Genomic DNA, 19,258 nt, shown 5'->3' with positions numbered 1-19,258 from the left:
GACGACAACCGACGCACAGCGTGCAGTTGTGCGGCTCGGGAAGTGAACAGGTGTCCTGATGGATCTGAGGGCGTGGAACCAGCGACTCGCAGAGCACTTCGGCGCCCTCGCGCGTGACCGCAAGGATGTCCCTGTCTTCGCCTTGGAGCACGGCCTCGCGCAGGCCGAGTTGCTGGCGCTGCAGAACACGCTGCGCGCTCACATCCAGGTCTCGGCGCCCGCGCGCGACCACCAACTCGTTTGGGTCGTCTACGCGGCGGAGATCGGCTACGGCTACGCGGGGAACGAGTATTGGCAGACCTTTGAGGATAGGACGCCGGGCTGGAGGTTGAACGGTAGACGCGATTGGATTCGCGATGCCTTTGTCGCCTTTCAGCGGAAGTTCGCGGGCGCGAAGCCGTCGGGCCCCTGGGCGGAGCAGTTCTCGATCATTGCGTGGCCCATCACGCACGCGATCCTCCCGTGCGACCTGCAGCAGCAACTCGCGCGCATCCTCTACGAACTTCGGCACTCGTTTTCCGGCGAACTCTTCGATGAGCCGCAGCGCCTCGGGGACTTCATCGCGGCGCGGAGTTGGAATACGTCGGCGCGCTTCCAGAACCTCGTGCAGGCGCCGGCGCTCGTCGGCCAGATCGCCGCCGCGCTCCTTCTCCAAGGGAAAGAGGGCTTCAAGACGCTGCTCCACCCGACGACGCTGAAGCGCATCGGCGATGACGTCGACAGCGAACGCCGCGGTCGCGACTGGCTGCGCAGCGCGCGCCACGCAGCGGAGGAGCGGGCGAGGATCCGAGGACTGACCATTGGCAGGTCAACGAACACGACGTTCCAGCGGCGTGAGGAGGCCCGAGAAGAGGTCGCACGCCTGGGCATCGAGCCGCGCCTCGTGCTGCGACCCATCGAGGGGTCACGCTGGGAGGTCTCTCTCGAAATTCCAGACCTCTCGCACCTGCTCCTCCGCTTCCCGCAGGTGCGAGAGGTCCTCACCGAATCGCGATGCACCGTCGCGGGCGCGGCGGGACGCCCGCTCGCGAGGGGGCGCTGCCTACACGGCCCCCAACGCGTCCCGCTCAGCCGCTGGCCCCAGCCCGACGATGTGCTGTTGAAGTTCGAGCGCACCGACGCGCAACTCGAGTACCTCCTGCGCGCGGAGTGCATGCTCCGCCCGGGCACTTCATGGCTCTTTAAGGTCGCCAGTGATGGCCTTGCCTACGAGTCTCGCGGGATGCGCGTGCGTGCGGACTCGAAATACCTGCTCGTGAGCACCGAGCCCTTTGCCAAATCACCCGTCGCGCGTCCGGTCGAACTGGCGTGCCAAGGCGTACACGCCATGCTCCTCGACGTGCCCGCTGCGCTCACGTCGGAGTGGGAGCAGGCGCTGAAGCAGTTTCAGGTTACCCAGGCGAAATCTATCGAGGTGTGGCCCGCTGGGCTCGCTGCGGTCGCTTGGGACGGTGAGGGATATGGCGAGTGGCTCGCATCGGAGACGCCGACCCTTGCGATCCGGTCAGACCACGCGATGGACGAGTTGACCATTGCGATGGGGGATGGCCCGTCACTCTCGTTGACGCTGACCGACACGCCGCCCGGCGAGGCAGTCTTTGTCGAACTCCCGCCGTTGCCGGTAGGGCTCCACAAATTCAGTGTCGCGGCGCGCAGCGGTAGCAGCGCAGACTCCGAGGTGATCGGCGACCTCGACGTCGTCATGCGGGTCCGCGAGGCCCGCCCTTGGTCGCCTGGGTCGACCGCGCACGGCCCACTCGAAATTGAACTCGACCCCGCCGCGCCCTCGCTCGAGCAACTCTGGGAAGGAAAAGCCGCCGTCCGGGTGCGTGGTCCTGCTGGGCGCCAGGTAATGATCCGAGTGCAAATGTTCGTGAAAGCGGGTGAAGCGCCGTTGTTTGAGCGTCAACTGCCGCCGGTCACGTTACCGCTTCCAAGCGAGGAATGGGCGCGCCACTTCGAGGCATACATCAAGAATGACAAGAGCGCACAAGGTGCATACGACGACACACACGTTTGTGAGATCGAACTCACCGCCGAAGAACTCGGTGTGTTCACGTTCCGCTTCGAGCGCGAATTCACGCCGCTGCGATGGTCTTTGCGGAAAAATTCCTCTGGGTTCATAGCGCTATTGCGAGACGACGCTGACAGCGACGCACCGGTTATCGAGCGCTATTCGTTCGAGAGTCCAGCCGTCGGAGAGAAACTTCCGAGTGGTGTGGAACACAACGTACCGCGCACTGGCGGTCTATACGTTGCAGCGAGCGGTGATTTCAAGGTGGCCATTGTTGTTCCACCTGTCGTGGAAACGCTTTCGGATCTACAGTTTGAGCCACGAATTGACGCTCGAGGTCGTACGGTTGAATCAATTGCTCAACTCTTAGCGTTGGCTAGACTTTGGAATTCGGCACGGCACTCTGGCGAACTTGTCGGGCGCGCGCGCCAGCGGCTTATCTTACGAGCTATTGCGACGCGCATTTCATCTCTAATCGGAGGAGACAATTGGAGCAGATGTGAACGGGATTTTTCTCGAGAAAAAATTGGAATAGGAATGCTGAGGCGGGCGATTCCGATGCAGCGGAATCATAAAAATAGTGATTGGCGGCCAATTACTTTTGATCAAATTTTCCCCCGAGATATATTGACGCGACTGGCGGACGCACCCTTGGCCGAGCGGGGCGCTGCATTTAAAGATTTTGCTGAAAATAGCCTAAGTCTCGAACAAGAAGGGAGTTTGCTCTGGCTTTCCGAATTTTCACTGCGGATGGCAAGCGCCCCTAGCAGCCTTGAGAATTGGGCAGGCTCCCATCTCGAAAAAGGAATCAATGCATTGCTGGGCGCGCCGTCGCTTGCTTGCACTGCACGCTTTTTGGTGCTCGCTATTGATCAGATGAGGACTGTGCCAACGGGCGCCGATGAGATATACGCGGGATGGGGGTGGTCATGAGGCGCCTTACCATCGAAGAAGTACACGCGCAGAAGATCCGAGAACTCGGGCTCGACCCAGAGGCGCTCGACCTAACGACGCCGGAAGGGCTTGCAGGCGCGCTGCGCCGGGCTGCGAGCTACCTATGTCCGTGCTCTGCGACGACGCTCGTGCGCGCCGTTGTGCGCCCGCTGCGGGGTTTGGTGCCCGACCTCGAGAAGGCGAAAGAACTCGCCGAGGAGACTCTCGAGGCGATGGTCTCGCACGGCGACATCCTCGAGCAGCCTGAGGTAGAAGATAGGACGTCGACAGCGCGTGTACTGCTCTACGCTGCGCCCGCGAGCTTCGTCGTCCGTCAGAGCGGGCTCGTGATCCTCCTCGGTGTCACCGCAGACCAACTCTCGCCACTGCCCTCGGAACTTGAACGTCGTATCGAATACCTCGGGCACGTACGCAGGCTGAGCCCGTCGCAGAAGAGCGAACACCTACGCGTCGAACTACACCAACTCGGTTTGTTCGAACTCTCGTCAGATACTTGGCTCAAGGGGCCGAAGATACGCAGTGCGTCGCAGATCCTGGCCGAGATTAATCACAGCCTAGATACTGTTCCACCGTCAAGGGACATCCCGGGACTCTTGCTCCTCGATCCAGAGAAGTCTGTCCGGTACTACCGAGGGCGCTGGACAGAGCCGAAAGCACAAACAGGGCGATTCGTCGCGCGGCGACAGCAAGCTTATGGCGCCGATCTTTGGTGCTATGTCCATTTAACGAACGGCCACCCCGCGCGGATGATCGACCTCCCACTACAGGGGAGCCGATGGCGCGGCTGCGACGAGGCGTGGCACCTCCAGATGGCGATCGATGCGCAGCGCGGCGCCCCGCAGCGCTTCCGTACCACCCCCAGTGGAGACGCTGTAGTTCTCGAATTCTTCTCGCCAGTGCCTGCGTGGGCGCGGCGACGGTGGGATGCGATTGGGGAGCCCGTCCCGAGCGCAGGATGTCTTTTCGCCTACCGAATACCCAAGACAGAGATCGATGAGGAGCGGAGATATATGCGCGAGGCTCTCTGGCTTGAAGAATTGATGACGAGTTCCTATTAGAAAAGGAAGGCGACCATGGCACTTACTATTGGCGAGACCACCCAGCAACTCCACCGCGCGCTGCGCGATTACATCGAGGCCACGTACCATGTTAGCCATCCGACGCTTGTCGATCAGCGTAGTGCGCTCCTTGATCAGATCGGTGTCATCCACCAGCGCCCGTACTTGGAGAGCACGCCACGCTATAAGCCGGGAAAGAAGTTCGCAGAACTCGGCCTTCCGGCAGCGGCGCTCGACATCTTTACGTCGGTCTCGGCGCCTCAGGGCGATCTCGGGCTGTTGATCCACGACCCGCCCTACCAGCACCAAGCACTCTCGACACAGCTTTCACTCGTCGAAGGGCGTAGCCTCGTGGTGATGACCGGCACCGGCTCGGGAAAGACCGAGTGCTTCCTCTTGCCGATCCTCGGCAAACTCGCCATCGAAGCCAAGGCCAAGGGTAATGAGTTCGGCGAGACTACCGCCGTGCGCGCGATGGTGCTCTACCCGATGAACGCACTAGTCAACGACCAACTCGGACGCCTCCGGCTGCTGCTGGGCGATCCGCGCATCGTCCAGCGCTTCGTCGGCTGGTCCGGGCGCCCCGCCCGCTTCGCGCGCTACACCAGTCGCACGCTGTACCCCGGGGTTCGTGATAAGGACAAAGACCAAGACCGCCTGAAGCCGATCGGGAAGTACTACGTGAAGGCTCTTGAGGTCGCTTCGGGCCCTCCGTCTCCGGAGCAAGCGGCGGCCGCCCGCCTCGTGGACGAGTTGAAGAAACGCGGCAAGTGGCCAGCGAAGCCCGACCTCGCGGCATGGTATGGCAATGGTCGCTGGCTCGATAAGAATGGCGACTTCAAGCGCTGCGTTACGCTTCCGGAGGACCCCGAACTCGTCACCCGTCACGAGGTCCACGCGGCACCACCCGACGTCCTCGTCACGAACTACTCGATGCTCGAGTACATGCTGATGCGCCCGCTTGAGCGGCCCATCTTCGACCGCACGCGCGAGTGGTTGCAGAAGAATCCCGAAGAGCGCTTCCTCCTCGTCATCGACGAGGCTCACCTGTATCGCGGCGCGCAGGGCGCCGAGGTGGCGCTGCTTATCCGACGCCTGCGGACGCGCCTCGGCATACCCCCGGAACGCCTGCAGGTCATCTGCACGAGTGCCAGCTTCAAGGACGCGGACTACGCCGTCGAGTTCGGCGCGCAGCTCTCGGGCAAGGACCCTATCGACTTTCGGGAGGTCCAGGGGGACCTCCTAGAACGCCCCGGTGCGGCGAAGGGGACGGCCGCCGACGCAGCCGCGCTGAACGCATTCGATCTCAACGACTTCTACGAGGCGGCCAGCGAGGCAGACCGTCTCAAGGTGATTGAGGGCTTCCTCAAGTACCGGAAGGTCACGGCGCCGTGGGAACTGCAGCCCTCGCTCTACAAGGCGCTTGAGTCATTCGGCCCGATGTCGAGCCTCGTCAACTCGACGATGAAGGAGGCCCAGCCCGTCGACGAGTTGGGCGCCAAGCTGTTCGAGGCGGACGTCCCTGCCGAAGTCGCTGCGCGGGCAGTCACGAATCTTATCGCGCTCGGCAGCGTGGCGCGGAGGGAGCCGACGGAGCCTGGTCTACTGCCGTGTCGAGTCCACTCCTTCTACCGTGGACTCGCGGGCCTGTGGGTCTGCATGGACCCGAACTGCACGAGCATCCCCGCCGCCCAGCGTGGCGGCCCCGCGGGCAAGCTCTACAGCCAGCCGCGCGACACGTGCGAGTGCGGCGCGCGCGCGTTGGAACTCTTCACGTGTAGGAACTGCGGCACGGCTCACGCGCGCGCGTACACCAACGACGTCAACAACCCGGATTTCCTGTGGGCGGAGCCAGGCGGCGCATTCCGGACGCTCGCCGGGTTTGTCGACGAGATCGCTCCGCTCGACCTCCTCCTCGAGAAGCCTGTCTTCAATGACTTGGCGGAGCCCGCTGAGTACGATCTGATCACTGGCCGGCTGAACCCGCAGAAGCTCGGAACACGGAATAGAACAGTTTACATCCGGGCGGGGCGGGCCCAGCCCGTGACGGACGATGAGCCGCAGGACGCGAACCCGGGCGAGTTCCGGCCGTGCGCCGTATGCGGAGGGCGCGCGGCGTTTGGGCGCACGTCCGTCCAGGATCACCAGACGAAGGGCGACCAGCCGTTCCAGGCGCTCATCGCGAAGCAAATCCAAGTGCAGCCCCCGAGCCCGGTGCCCGCGACCCGCCTCGCGCCGCTGCGTGGGCGCAAGGTCCTCATCTTCTCCGACTCGCGACAGACGGCGGCGCGCCTCGCGCCGAACCTGCAGACCTACTCGACGCAGGACGCGATCCGTCCCCTCATCATCGCGGGCTACCAGCGGCTGTCGAGTACGGCCGCGATTGCTCCGTATCTCTCGCTCGACGACCTGTACTTCGGCGTGCTCATCGCAGCGAAGGAGTTGGGCGTAAGGCTCCGGCCAGAGCTAAAGGCGGGCGAGAGCTTCCAGGACGAACTCGACGTGGACGCCGCCGTCAAGAGCGGGGCGCTGACGAACCCTGCGGCGCTGATGCCGCTCTGGGGCAAGTTGCGCGCATCGCGACCGCCGGAGTCGTTGCTACGCGCGATAGTGAACTCGCTGGGCGACCGATACTACGGTCTCGAGGCGCTCGCGATCGCGTCGCTCCGGGAGCGCGGCGACCACACGACATGGGTAGAGGCGCTGCCGGACATCCTTGGCTTCGCGACCACGCCAGAGCAGAAGCTGGCGACCGCGCGCTCATGGATACGGTGCTGGGGCCGCGCCGGCCTGTGGATGAGCCAGATGCCGCCCGCGTGGCGCAACTCGAGCCGACAGTACCAGGCGCGCTCGGGCAAGTTCGACGAGATGGATCGGTTCATCGCGGACAAGCCCGCGCGAACGTTCTTCAATAAGGAGTGGCTACCCAAGCTGCTTCAGCGCTTCGGAGAGCAGGTCGCGCCGAACAAGTTCTACCTGAAGGGCAGCGAACTCTCGCTCTACGTCGGCGGTCCATGGGCGTACTGTCAGTCGTGCAAGACGGCGCAGCGCCCGTTCCCCGGACGCACGACCTGCGTGAACTGTGGCCAGCCCACCGCGATGGTGATCGATCCGAACACCGACAAGGTCTTCGTCGCGCGTAAGGGCTACTACCGCGCGAGCACCATCGATGCCCTGAAGGTCCCGCCGTCGCCGCCGATGGCGCTCATCGCCGCGGAGCACACCGCGCAGCTCAACGCCGCGCAGGCGGACGAAGTCTTCTCGAAGGCGGAAGAGCACGAACTGCTCTTCCAAGATGTGGATCTCGGCGACGACGGGACGGGGCACGACCGGCCCGCCATCGACGTGCTGTCCTGCACGACGACGATGGAGGTCGGTATTGACATCGGATCGCTCTCCGGCGTCTCACTGCGGAACATGCCGCCCGCGCGTGCGAACTACCAGCAGCGCGCAGGTCGCGCAGGTCGCCGAGGGAACGCCGTCGCGACCGTTACCGCCTTTGGCAGCGCAGACAGCCATGACGAGCACTACTTCTCGAACCCCGACCAGATGATTCGTGGCGACGTCGACGATCCGCTCCTCACGCTCGACAACAGCGAGATCATCCAACGGCACGTTACCGCCTACCTGCTGCAACGCTACCATCAGGACAAACTCCCGACTATCAAGCCGGAGGAGCAACCGCACCTCTTCGCGGTGCTGGGCACCGTGGCCGAATTCAAGAAGTCTGCGAAGGTACTCAACCGTTGGGACCTGAAGAAGTGGCTCGAGGCAAACCAGGAGAGCCTGCGCGCTGAGGTCGATGCTTGGCTCCCGCAGCAGTTATCGGCTGCAGAACGGAAGCGCCTCCTCGACGAACTTGTGCCAAAGACGATGCAGCCGATTGACGCTGCGATCGAGTTCGAGCCTCCGGCAAGCGCGGCAGCCTCTGCGCCGGCAGCCGCAGGGGACGCGTCTACGGCTGTGAGCGCAGACACCGTGCTCGAGGCGCCTGATGAGGCGGGCGAGGAGAAGCCGGGGCGTGACCCAGCCTCCGAAAACCTGCTTGACCGGCTTCTTTACCGGGGTGTTCTCCCTCGCTACGCGTTCCCGACCGACGTCGCTACCTTCCACGTGTTCGACCCCATCAACTCAACGATGTATCGGCCCGCCTTTCAGTTCACCCCTTCACAGGGCCTCACCATCGCACTCTCGCAGTACGCGCCCGGCAAGGAGGTCTGGATCGGCAACAAGCTCTGGACCTCCGAGGCGATCTACTCGCCGATGCGCGATGATCGATACCGCGCCTGGCTGGGACGGCGGCTCTACTACGAATGCAGCGTGTGCCACTACGCGAAAACCACGACCTTCGAGGATGGCTCGCGTGGCGAGACCAAGGACTGCGAGGCGTGCGGTGGCGTGGGTACCTTTGGCCCTGCCACACAGTGGCTCCGCCCGCCTGGCTTCGCGCACCCTGTGGGTAAGCCGGAGGGCACCTCGCCCGACGACATGCCCGCAAAGAGCTATGCAACCCGCGCGAAGTTGACGGCGCCGACCCCCGCAGACGCCTCGAAGTGGAAGCAATTGAACGAGCGCCTCCGGGTCCACCACATGCGACAGCACCTGCTCGTAACGAACCGAGGTCCGCGGGAGGAGGGCTACACGTACTGCACCAAGTGCGGGCTTATCGAGCCGACTGCGAACCCGAAGAGCACCGTCGCGGCGGCGCACCGCAAGCCGTATCCGGACATCAAGGAGCCGATGTGCCCCGGAGGAGGCGCGACGAAGGGCTTGGTCCTCGGTACAGACTTCATCACCGACGTCTTGCTCGTCGCGATCCGCGTCGACGCGCCTATCACGCTCGTGCCCGGCGTGCTCGCGACCGACGTCGCGCTACGCACGATCTGCGAGGCGGTGACCAAGGCAGCGTGCGCGCGGCTTGAGTTGGAGGCGAATGAACTTCAGGCCGAGTACCGCCCAGCGCTCACGCCAGAGGGCCGCGCGGGGCTTGAGTCGGAGATCTACATCTACGACACACTGCCCGGCGGCGCCGGTTTCGCGAAGCGCGTTGGGGATATCGGGCTCCCGATCTTCGAGGACGCGCTTAAGCTTCTTGAGGTGTGCCCGGACAACTGTGACCGTTCTTGCTACCGCTGCCTTCGCAGCTATAAGAACAAGTTCGAGCACGACCTCCTCGACCGCCATCTCGGGGCAAGTTTGTTGCGGTTTATCCTCAATAACTCGGCCCCGACGTTGAGCCCGAATCGAGTCACGCACTCGACCAACCTCCTGTTCGAGGACCTCGATCGGCAGGACATCGAAGGGCTCACACTCGAGCGCTACAAGAAAATCTCGGTCGCGGGCCTCGGTGACGTCATTGTGCCAATCCTCGTGACGAATGCGAGCGGCGCGCAATTCGCCATTGGGTTGCATGGTCCGCTGACGCCGAACGAACCGACGGACACGGACCTCAAGGACATTATGGAGTACGCGACTTCGCTGACCGTCCACCTCGAGGATGAATTAGTCGTGCGGCGCAACCTGCCGTTCGCCACGAAAAAGCTCATCGAAAAGCTCGGCTGAGGAGTCCCGGTGAGCACGAACGAGAAGACGCATTGGCGCGTCGTCACACCGACAACGTGGCCCGCTCCACCGGCCGTGATGAGCGTGTCGACATACGCGGAGATCGAAGAGTGCCCACGGCGCTGGGCGCTCAGCTCTGCTGAGTATCCGGAGCTTTGGGGCGGGCGAGGCTACCCGCCTAAGCTCCAAGTCGCTGCGCTGGCTGGTAGCGTCGTCCACTTGGCGCTCGAGATCATCATGAAGCAGCTTATGCGAGCGGGCGTGCCTTCGCTGAGCGACCCGAGCGCGCCGCAGGTGCTGCGGGAACTCGGCGGATACACGCGCGTCGTGGAGGAGTGCGTCGCGCGCATCCTCAAGCGTTACATCGACAACCCGCGAGCAAGCGCGTTGATGGAGCATGCACAGCGGGCCCTGCGCGGCCAAGTGCCGACGCTTCGAGTGCGCGTACAGTCGATGTTGAGCCGACTTCGGTTGCCGAATAGTGCTCCTCCAGCACCTGCCGCGTCAGCGCCGAAGTCGGGCGGACCACCGCCACGGCTCCCGCTCGTGAACGGGATCTACCCCGAGGTGGAGGTCCACGCGAAGAGCGTCGGGTGGAAGGGGAAGATCGATCTTCTTGTTCTCGGCGACGACGCGTGCCAGATCACCGACTTCAAGACCGGCGCGACTGACGAGGCGCACAAGTTTCAGGTCCGGACGTACGCCGTGATGTGGCGGCTCGACGACGAACTGAACCCGTCGGGGCGCGTAGTGGATCGGCTCGTGCTCGCGTACGAGGACCAGGATGTCGACGTCGCGCCGCCGATCACATCGGAGATTGATGAAATCAGTCGTGAACTCCGCGCGCGCCGACAGGCAGCGGAGGCCGCATTGGCCGCACGCCCGCCCTCGGCACGCCCGAACACCGAGTCGTGTCGCTACTGCGGTGTGCGCCAACTCTGCGACGCATATTGGGGCAGCGCCACGCAGGTGGTCTCGGATGATGGACGCTACGGCGATATCGAGTTGAAGATCACCGGGCGTCACGGCCCGACGAGTTGGGACGCTGTAGTCGTACGTGCGCGTGATCTCCCGGCGAAGATGCCAGCGTTGCTGAGGGTCCAACGGCCCGGCGAGTTCAAGAAGGGCACCCGGGTGCGCGTGCTCGACGGCGCGCTTGCTCATGACTCAGAAGACGATGCTGCCCCCGCCATCGTCACGCTTGGTGTGCTCAGCGAGGCGTACTACGAACCGCTTGGCGATTGAAGATGAACATCTGGAGTGTTGACTGAACGTGGAGGATAACGGTTGGCTCAGGAAATTCAGATCATCGATCCGAACAATTTCGCGCCCAGATGTTGGCCCGGTTGTTGGCAGAGCGGGGAGCCTCCGATAGTTCTCGGGGAAAGCTCGCATTTCCCCAGGAGGGACCATGAATCAACAGGCACTGCCATCACCAAGAGAGCATCACTTCTACGTTGCGATTGCCAAGTTTCTTTTTCACCATCCGAAGCACGGCATTGTGTCCGTGCGGGACCCGATCAAGGTCAGGGACGCAGAGCGGTACGGGATCAGCCCCCTCATACTCTATGGATTGACCGTTGCCGGGTTGCCCATTCGGTGGATGACCTTTACCCCGGTCAATCAGCCCAAGGCCTTCCGGGATGTTCTTCTGGATGCTTGGCATAACGCCAAGGGCTTGCGTGGCCGACCGGACATTCTGCGGATCAACCGCCACCTCGCGGCAGCCAGCCCTGAACTGGCACGAGATATGGCGGAAATCGGAGTCCATGTCGAGGTCGCCGATGCCAAGGAGAAATCCCTCCCAGCTTCCCTGCGCTCAGCCCAGGACTCTAGCCGGTGGCTGCTGAGCAAGCACGACGGGGAAGACCAGTCTTCTCTTTCCGGAGCCATCCAGGCCCTTTGCCGGGACGCTCAAAATGACCACGATTTTCGTGTCAGGGATGATCGCAGAGGCTTGAACAGCCGCGAGGTCGAGGACAGGATCCAGCAGTGGCTGGCCTTGCCGGCGCAAGTGCCGGTTCCAACAGTGACAGGTGGGCTCGACTGGGAGCCCGGCCCATGGATGTCGTCCTGGGAAACTTCTCTACCGCCCGATCAGCCCCGTTACTTCAACCTGGACGGGTTCGATGGCAGGACTTGGCTGGTGACAGGTGCCAAGGCAGCGGAAGACATCGTTGAGGATGATGATTTCTGGGCCGATAGTGACTATGACAACGCCGCCGAGATCGCTAAGAACCTCGTGGCATGCTGGCCCAATTCACCTGCAGAGATTGCCAAGTGTGCCGGGATCACCATGCGGGAACTTCAATGGTTCATCTCGGGAAAGGCTCCCCTGGACCGAGATGCACGCTTTGACCTGGAAGGCTTGCTCGGCATCGAATACGACGAACGCATGGGTGGCTATGTAGGGGCCGGGCCTTATGTCCTGGTGGCCCACAAACCCCAGGCCGTCAAGGATATCTACGAAGCCATTTCCAAAGGCGGAGACGCACGTCCCTGTGAGAGCCTGTTCAAAGTCTTCTGAGCAGTAGTGCCAGGAATGCCAGATGGATCAGTTGCAGGCTGGTATTGAGCTTGCGCTCGCAGTTCTTCCATAGCCGCCTGTTCTTCTCCAGCCAGGCGAAGCTGCGCTCGACGATCCAGCGCTTGGGCATGACCTTGAAGGTGTGCAGTTCGCTGCGCTTGGCGATCTGGACGGTGATGTGTCCGCCCAGCACCTCACGCACGCCTTGCGCGAAAGGTTCTCCCACATAGCCGCTGTCGCACAGCAGGCCCTGCACCTGCTTCAAGCTAGGCTTGCAGCGCGCCAGGGCCTGCTGTGCACCCTTGCGGTCGGTCACCTCCGCCGTGGTCACCGCGATGGCGTGAGGCAACCCTTGCGTATCCACGGCAATGTGCCGCTTGATTCCCGACACCTTCTTGCCGGCGTCATAGCCCTTCTGCCCGGCCGTGTCGGTGTTCTTCACGCTCTGCGCGTCCACGATCAAGAACCTGCTGCTGGCGTTGCGCCCCTGTCTGTCTCGGGCCGCGCCAACCTGATTTTTTGAGCGCCCGCTCCAGCAGGCTCACCCCTTCATCGTCCACCTCGCTCCAGATCTGGAAGTACGCATGCACGGTGCGCCATTTGGGGAACGACTCGGGCAACATGCGCCACTGACAGCCACTGCGAAGCAGGTACAGCACTGCGCAGAACACCTCGTACAGCTCAACTTTGCGAGGTGCCGTCTTCTTGCGTGCATTCTCCAGAAGTGGACGGATCTGCTCGAACTGCTCACGACTGATGTCACTGGGATAGCGGGGTCTCATCCCCATAGCATCGGACAATTCCATGAGACTTTGAACAGGTTCTGAGATTGTCCCTCGCCAGGGAGCCGCAGACCCAAGCTGGCGATACGTGTTGATCAATACGTATGGAGAGCCCCCGAGCATTGTGATGGCACCTCGCGCAGCAAGTATCACGGAGCATCTTCCGGACTTGCTGATGAATTATGACGGCATCAGGACTGTCGCTCCGGAGTTCTACCGGGATGTCGTTTCTACCTGCGCCCGGGCCTGTCGCGAACCTGCCGTCAACATCCGGGAGATGAAAGACTTTATGAAACGCTACGAAGCGCACTGGGCGGATTACGCTTGGCAGCCGGAGTGATCTACAGGTACTTCTTAAACGTCGCCGCCGCGATGCACACCGCCACGCCGAGCAATGCGGCGCTGGGCAGCAGGATTAGTAGCGGATTCACGCTGACTGGCAGTACCAGATAAGTTTCCCACGGCAGTACAGCCAGAGGGATCAGGCTGGCTCTGGCCCGGTGGTAGACGAAGCCCGATTCCCGCCCCGCGCCGAACTTGCGGATGTCGCGGCGAATCAGTCCATCGACCAAGCCGACGAAGGCCGCGAGCAGGAACAGCGGCAGCGTGAGCACCAAGACCAGCAGGCGGACGATGAATGTCAGGACGGTGAAGCCGGCGGCAATCAGATAGCGCTCGGTCCAGACATAGACCTGGGCGAGGTAATAGCGGAAGTCCCGATGCACGCCTCGGCTAGGTGCGCTAGCCTGCGCCGAGGCGTCGCGCATCCAGTCCAGCAAGCCCGTCTTCACGAAAACCCATTCGTAGGCACCCTCCACCAGCCAGCGCGCGGTGCGCCCCGGCTCCTGCACCAGCGCGCTGCGGGTGAAATGCGTGGAGAGCTGATTCAGCTCGTAGTGCAGCATGCCCTGTGCGTGGCGCCATCCCTGCTCGGGCCAGAAGAAGTACATGCCGACGCATTCGATGACGATGGATAGCAGCAGCGAGGCGACCAACACGCCGAACAGGCGCCATGGCAGCGTGACCACGCTGGCGACTAGGCCGCGTTGGCGTGCCTGCTGTCGCTCGGCGGTCGCGGCGGGCTCTTTCACGATGGAGCCTCTTCATCCGGCGTGCCTTCTTGCACTTCCTCGGCCAGATCCGCTGGCAACGCGTCGTGGTCGTGCAGCCGGGGCAGCCCGTTGCCCTCCCACCATTCGCCCGCCTCGGCGTAGTGCTGGCGCATGTAGCCGGCCAGTTGTTGCAGGTCCCGGGGCATGGCTTCGTCCGGATCGGGCGCCGGCAACGGCATGCGGACCTTCCACAGGTTGCCGCCTTCGATGAGGGCGAAGCACTGACCCTTGGGCAGGCCGACCACGTGTGCGGGCTCGATGAGCGGCACGCTCGACGTGCTGATGCGGTCCTGCGCGTTGCTGGTGAAGTCGGTTTGGCCGTGGATGTCGGAACTGTCGGTGGCGCCGCTGACCAGGGTGGTGGTGTAGACCTCCACCTTCGGCAGTTGTCGTGTCAGCAGTTCGGCGGTGGCGGTCTCGCGCACCCGCAGCATGAACAGGTTGTTGAAGTTGCCGATGACCTGGCCGGCCTTGGCGCGATTGCCGATGCGCGCCTCGATATCCGAGAGCGTCTGCGTATAGGCCGTGACCTGCATGCCTGCACCGCCCCCCTTGTTGATGAGCGGGATGAACTCATCGCCCATCAGTTCGTTGAACTCGTCCGCATGAACGTTGATGGCGACCTTGGCATTGGCCGATGCCCCCGGCAAGCCGTCGTCGATGCCGTGCTTGTAAATGTGCCCTGCTACCGACACCAGGTCGCTGAACATGCTGTTGCCGACGGCCGCCGCCACTTCGGCGTCGGACAGCGCATCCAATCCCACATAGACCACGGCCCGCTTCCTGATGATCTGCATCCAGTCGAAGATCGGGCGCGGGTCAGACAGGTCGGAATAGTTCGGCGCGAGCAGTTGCGCGATCTTGCCGGTGGTGAGCTTCTCCAGCAGCGGCAACAGCGAAGCGACGATCTTGTCGAAGTAGGTGCGGTCGTAGCGCACCGCGGAGCGCAGGCCGTCGAGCACCGCGTCGTAGGTTCGTGTCTGCGACAGGTACTGCTCCAGTGCCACCACCCGCTTCTCTCGCCCGACCATGTGGCGCGGGATGGTCTTGTCGTTGAGGCGTCCTTCGAGCTGGACGATCACCTCCCAGGCCTTGGGCTCGGTTCGGGCGAAGAAGTGCTGGGCGTACTCGATGAACAGCGCGTCGATGTTGACGACGTGGCGCTGGATCAGCAGGTAGTCTGGCCGCTGCCCCAGTTCCACCAGGGCGCGCGCGATGATGTTGACGAAGCGCCAGGCGAACTCGCGAAACGCGGCGCTGTTGCCCTCGCCGGAAAGCTGCCCCGCAATGCGCGTGGCGACCTCCGAGATGCGCCCGAACCGGCCCACGGCGTTGTAGCGTGCCGAGATGTCGGGCCAGCCCAGGTGGAACACGTACATTTCGCCCTCGCGTCCGGCTCGCCTGGCCTCGACATACATGCGCTTGAGCAGGTCGGCATCGCCCTTGGGGTCGAAGACGATCACCACCTCGTGCTCGCCACGGACCTTGCGGCGGATGTCCTGGGTGATGAACAGTTCGGCCAGGCGCGTCTTGCCCACGCGCGTGGTGCCGAGCACCAGGGTGTGGCCCACACGCTCGCCCAGCGGCAGGGTGACGTCGGTCTCGTGCGGCTCGATGCCATGCAGGCGCGGCATGCCACCCACGGGCGGCAACGGCCGGACCGGGTTGAGCGGGCTGTCCCAGGCCAAAGCCCGCGCCAGCCTGGGCAGCGGCGGCGGCGCGAACTCCAGCCGCTCCTCCAGGCGGCGCGCCAGGCGGTAGAACCTCGTCGGTTCGGCGTAGCGCCGGAACTCGGGCTTGTAGGTCTGCGTCAGCCGATGGGTGTGTCGTTGTTCCCAGCGGAAGCCACGCCCAACGAACAGACGGTACTGGCTCACTGGCACGTCACGGCTCGTCATCACGTAGCGAGGCAGACGACGGATGTGGCGGCGGTAGCGCAGGATGGCCCAGGCGTCGCGCAGGCGAATCGCGCCGAAGGCCAGGAAGGCCAGCGCGCTGCCGAGGCCGAGTACCGGATTCAACGCGAGCGACCACGGTGCCACCACGCACACCACCGCGGCGCCTGCGCATACGGCAACGGTGTATAGCTCTACCGCTGGCCGCAGCAGAACCTCGACCGCATGCGGTTGGGCCATTTGCGCACCTACTGCTCGACACCGGTGGACGTGATGAGCACCGGGTAGTGGCGCAGGCCCAGGCGCTCGGCCAGGTCGTCGCCGGACGCCGGCGCCAGCATCAGCCCGGGCGCCAGGGCACGCAGTGCCGCAAGTGCCTGCGGTGACTCGACCTGGACCACCAACCCCACGGCCCCGAGCTCGCGCAGCGCCGGGGCACGCTGGCGCAGCCAGGCATGGGAGCGCTGGTCATCACCAACCAGGAACATCGGCGTGAGCCCCGGCGCCTGGATCGCCCGGGGAGCCACATCGCCAGGGACCAAATGGGCCGAGCGCACCGGCAGCATGGCCGCCTCGCCAGAAGGCCCTTCGGGCAGGCGTGGCATCTCGATCCTGGGTGATGGCCGGTTTCCGGTGCGCGGTTGCAGGTCGAGGGCCTGGTAATAAGGCAGCGCGGAGGCCCTGCCGCGATCCTCGACGACGATCAAGGGCGGCGATTGTGCGAAAGCGGCTGGCACGGACACGAGCGGCAGCAAGCCGATCAGCCACGGCACAGCCGGACGGAAGATTCGAGGCTTCATGGCAGGGTTCTCCGGTTATCCGAGCCCCGCGCTGGCTCGCCCAGTACGCGGGCCAGGTGGCGGCCAACACTCTGGCGGTAGCGCGCAGCGGGTGCGCCACCAGCGGGACGGTGGTAGCGGCCGATCGTGATCAGCCAGTCCTGGCCAGGCGCGTGCTGCTCGCGCAGGATCTGCGCGGCCAGCGCCAGGTTCCGATAGGGATCGAGCAGTTCGCAGGGGTGGTCGTAGCGGTGACGCTGGTAGCCCAGGTTGATCTGGCCCAGGCCGGCGTCGATGCGGGTGCGCGGCACGTCGCGCAATGCCAGGTGCAAACCGGCGCAGGCCTCGGTACGGGTGGCGAACCGATGCGATGCCCCGGCCACGTTGAGCGTCCAGGGCCAGGGCACGAGGCGGCCGTGGTACCGGGTGCCACTCTCCTGCAAGGCCACCGCGTACAACACCGCCGCCGGAATGCCCGCACGCTGTGCCGCGAACTGGTAGGCCGGCGGCGGAACCTCCCCGGCTTTCGCCTGGCCGAGTGCCCAGCAAGCCAGCAGCAGGAGCGCGAGACGCGCGAGGCCTACTGTCGCTGCCATTGGCCGCCGACCTGGCGCACGACGGCGGGCAGTTCGCCCTGCAGGCCGAGGGACAGCCAGCGGCCACCGTCGTGGTTGAGGGTGATGTGCCGGGCGCGTACCTTCGCCGGGTCGATACGGGCCCGGCGTGCCCATTCACGGATGCGCGCGTCGTCGGCGCGACTGCCGACGACATAGACATCGAACTCGACGCCCGACGCCTGCAGCCGCTGCACGGCCTGGTCGCAGGCGGTACAGCCGTCCTTCACGAAGATGGCGGTTCGGTCGGTGCCTGATGCGATGGCGGTGCCCGCGCCGGTCGGCTTGGCACCGGGCAGGTTGACCCTCGCCATGCCCGGCGCGATCCGTTGCCAGGCGGCGTCGTAGGCACGCTGGTAGGCCAGCGTCTTCTCGGCCCGCCGGGCTTCGGCCCGAACCTGCAATTCCGCGTAGCGGCGGCGCTCCTCGTCGGAACGTGCTTCGATGCCGAGGGCCGTGAGCGGGTCGAGGCTGGGCGAGTAGACGCCCAGCGGCCCTTGCATCAACTCGCGATAGCGCGTCCATTCGTCCGTGCGCAGCCCCCAGTCCTGCGCCCGCTGTTCGTCGCTGCGAGCGATGGCCGCAGGCGCTTCACGGCTCGGCGCCGTCCTGGCCGCGGTGGTTGCACCGGTGGGCTGGGCAAGTGCCACCTGCATGGCGGAGGCGGCCAGCAACACGGCCATCAATGGCGGGATCAAGTGGCGCGGGACCATCGGCGTGGACCTCTCTATCGGGGCGGGATGGGCAGCCGGCGGATCTCGTCTCCCTGCCGGAAGACGGCGCCGTCGCGCTCGATCCCGTCCAGTCGCCACCCACCCTCCGACTCTCCGGCGTGCAGCAGGCGGACATCGGCCAGCCCGGTGCCACCGACAGGCATCACCGACACGAAATGCTCTCCCGCACGCAGTTCCACTCCGATCAGGCGGAATGACGGCTCAACAGGCTTGGGTTGGGCCGCCAAGGGTTGGGATGGCCGCGGTGCGGGCGGCTTGGGCTGGCGCGAGACCGGGCGGGTTTCCAGTCGCGTGACACGGGTTTCCAATGCGTGCAGCGCATCGGTGGCGGCGTGATGGGCCTGCGCCTGCTCGATTGCCGCCAGCCGTTGGTCCAATGCCGCGGTGTCCTGCTCGTAGCGCGCCTGCGGCAAGGCGGCGGGCTGAGTGTGGCGTTGTTCGATCCGATGCGAGAGGCCATCCACTCGGGTTTCGAGCAGGGACACCTGCGCGGTGGGCGCGAAGGCCTGGGTCTGTTCCGCCAGCCCGGACAAGGCCATGTGATCCACCAGCACCACAGCGCTGACGAGCAACAACCAGGTTGCGGCCGCGACCCGCAGCAGCGTCGTGCGCTGGCCCGTCGCTGAGTCCCGGATGGTCATGGCGAAACCTCCCGGATCAGCGGAGGGGTCTCCTGCGAACGGTTGCTTTCCGGTGGCTTGGGCTCGTGCGGCGTACGAGCCTCCCTGAGGCTGCGGATGAAGCACACCTTCCGCTCACCGTCGTCGACCTGCAGATCCCAGGCGGGGCCGGCCAGGGTCAAGAGCGCATCGCGCAGCAGGACCGGGCCGAGCCGGTAGTGAGCCGCCGGCAGCGGCAAGGCCAGCAGGTCGGCGGACTGCTCGTCGCACAGCCGGTAGCCGGAGCGCAGGACCAGGTGCCGGAGCGCATCCCCGACGGTGGCGCCCAGCGTGCCGGGGATATCCACATCCACCACCTGCAGCAACAGGTCGTGCTGGGCCGCCGTCGGCGCGAGTTCAACCAGGGTATAGCGGCCATACCGCGTCACCGGCACGACCTCCGCCACGGCTTCGGACGCGATGTCGATGGCTTCGGATGCGGGCGTCGGTGGCACGGCGTTCGTCGTCGCGCAGCCGCTGGCCATGGCGGCCAGGAGCAAGCCGGGCAAACGGATCAGGTGGCTGCGTCCGGCAATACGGAAGGGCTGGCGGGATGGGCGCATGGATC

The 19,258-nt window shown here is 64.6% G+C and carries 14 protein-coding genes; 6 read left to right on the top strand and 8 right to left on the bottom strand.

Annotation, left to right across the window (positions count from 1 at the left end; translation table 11 throughout):
- Positions 1-58 precede the first annotated feature (58 nt).
- The 5 genes from Q376_RS0112035 (at position 59) to Q376_RS22455 (ending at position 12,115) form a co-directional block, all read left to right on the top strand.
- A complete protein-coding gene (locus tag Q376_RS0112035; RefSeq protein ID WP_027350526.1) occupies positions 59-2,947 on the top strand; it encodes a hypothetical protein in 2,889 nt (962 codons plus the stop codon).
- Positions 2,944-4,026, top strand: coding sequence for a hypothetical protein (locus tag Q376_RS0112030; protein WP_155834333.1), 1,083 nt, complete (start codon positions 2,944-2,946; stop codon positions 4,024-4,026). Before Q376_RS0112035 ends, Q376_RS0112030 begins: the two co-directional genes overlap by 4 nt.
- 15 nt (positions 4,027-4,041) lie before the next feature.
- Positions 4,042-9,588 carry a DEAD/DEAH box helicase gene (locus Q376_RS0112025; RefSeq protein ID WP_027350524.1) on the top strand — a complete coding sequence of 1,849 codons (5,547 nt, stop codon included), beginning with the start codon at positions 4,042-4,044 and terminating at the stop codon, positions 9,586-9,588.
- A gap of 9 nt (positions 9,589-9,597) precedes the next feature.
- Positions 9,598-10,833, top strand: a complete 1,236-nt coding sequence (locus Q376_RS0112020; RefSeq protein WP_027350523.1) for a PD-(D/E)XK nuclease family protein — start codon at positions 9,598-9,600, stop codon at positions 10,831-10,833.
- 166 nt (positions 10,834-10,999) lie between these two features.
- Positions 11,000-12,115: a hypothetical protein gene (locus tag Q376_RS22455; RefSeq protein WP_245598944.1), complete on the top strand. Its 1,116-nt coding sequence runs from the start codon at positions 11,000-11,002 to the stop codon at positions 12,113-12,115.
- On the opposite strand, the gene Q376_RS24375 is transcribed toward Q376_RS22455, so the two are convergent.
- Positions 12,102-12,897, bottom strand: a protein-coding gene (locus Q376_RS24375) for an IS5 family transposase (RefSeq protein ID WP_169739039.1) whose coding sequence is annotated in 2 segments (ribosomal slippage) — positions 12,102-12,636 and positions 12,635-12,897 — 798 coding nt in all. Because the reading frame shifts where the segments join, the coding sequence is not laid out codon by codon here. The genes Q376_RS22455 and Q376_RS24375 overlap by 14 nt on opposite strands.
- A 175-nt stretch (positions 12,898-13,072) precedes the next feature.
- Here Q376_RS24375 and Q376_RS25385 point away from each other — a divergent pair.
- Entirely contained in the window at positions 13,073-13,237 is a 165-nt protein-coding gene (locus tag Q376_RS25385) for a hypothetical protein (protein ID WP_245598943.1), read from the top strand.
- A 1-nt stretch (position 13,238) separates the two neighbouring features.
- Here the strand turns inward: Q376_RS25385 and Q376_RS0111995 are convergent, their stop codons facing one another.
- From Q376_RS0111995 to pilL2, 7 genes are read right to left on the bottom strand one after another with little or no spacing between them, the layout of a single operon-like run.
- The gene (locus Q376_RS0111995) at positions 13,239-13,988 is read right to left on the bottom strand and encodes a TIGR03747 family integrating conjugative element membrane protein (protein WP_027350519.1); all 750 of its coding nucleotides are present in this window, start codon (positions 13,986-13,988) and stop codon (positions 13,239-13,241) included.
- The gene (traD, locus tag Q376_RS0111990; protein WP_027350518.1) at positions 13,985-16,144 is read right to left on the bottom strand and encodes a type IV conjugative transfer system coupling protein TraD; all 2,160 of its coding nucleotides are present in this window, start codon (positions 16,142-16,144) and stop codon (positions 13,985-13,987) included. The genes Q376_RS0111995 and traD overlap by 4 nt, the downstream gene beginning before the upstream one ends.
- A gap of 8 nt (positions 16,145-16,152) precedes the next feature.
- Complete coding sequence (locus Q376_RS0111985; protein ID WP_052365184.1) at positions 16,153-16,704, bottom strand: integrating conjugative element protein; 552 nt, start codon at positions 16,702-16,704, stop codon at positions 16,153-16,155.
- Positions 16,701-17,279: a lysozyme family protein gene (locus Q376_RS0111980; RefSeq protein ID WP_027350516.1), complete on the bottom strand. Its 579-nt coding sequence runs from the start codon at positions 17,277-17,279 to the stop codon at positions 16,701-16,703. The genes Q376_RS0111985 and Q376_RS0111980 overlap by 4 nt, the downstream gene beginning before the upstream one ends.
- Complete coding sequence (locus Q376_RS0111975) at positions 17,264-18,010, bottom strand: TIGR03759 family integrating conjugative element protein (protein ID WP_027350515.1); 747 nt, start codon at positions 18,008-18,010, stop codon at positions 17,264-17,266. The genes Q376_RS0111980 and Q376_RS0111975 overlap by 16 nt, the downstream gene beginning before the upstream one ends.
- Positions 18,011-18,024: 14 nt before the next feature.
- Positions 18,025-18,672 carry a hypothetical protein gene (locus Q376_RS0111970; protein ID WP_027350514.1) on the bottom strand — a complete coding sequence of 216 codons (648 nt, stop codon included), beginning with the start codon at positions 18,670-18,672 and terminating at the stop codon, positions 18,025-18,027.
- Positions 18,669-19,253: a PFGI-1 class ICE element type IV pilus protein PilL2 gene (gene pilL2, locus Q376_RS0111965; RefSeq protein WP_009618186.1), complete on the bottom strand. Its 585-nt coding sequence runs from the start codon at positions 19,251-19,253 to the stop codon at positions 18,669-18,671. The genes Q376_RS0111970 and pilL2 overlap by 4 nt, the downstream gene beginning before the upstream one ends.
- Positions 19,254-19,258: the final 5 nt, after the last annotated feature.

The sequence above is a fragment of the Halotalea alkalilenta DSM 17697 genome (assembly GCF_000621205.1).
GTDB lineage: Bacteria > Pseudomonadota > Gammaproteobacteria > Pseudomonadales > Halomonadaceae > Halotalea > Halotalea alkalilenta.
The sequence above is the reverse complement of the archived record's forward strand: the minus strand, read 5'-3'. Positions and strand labels throughout refer to the sequence as shown.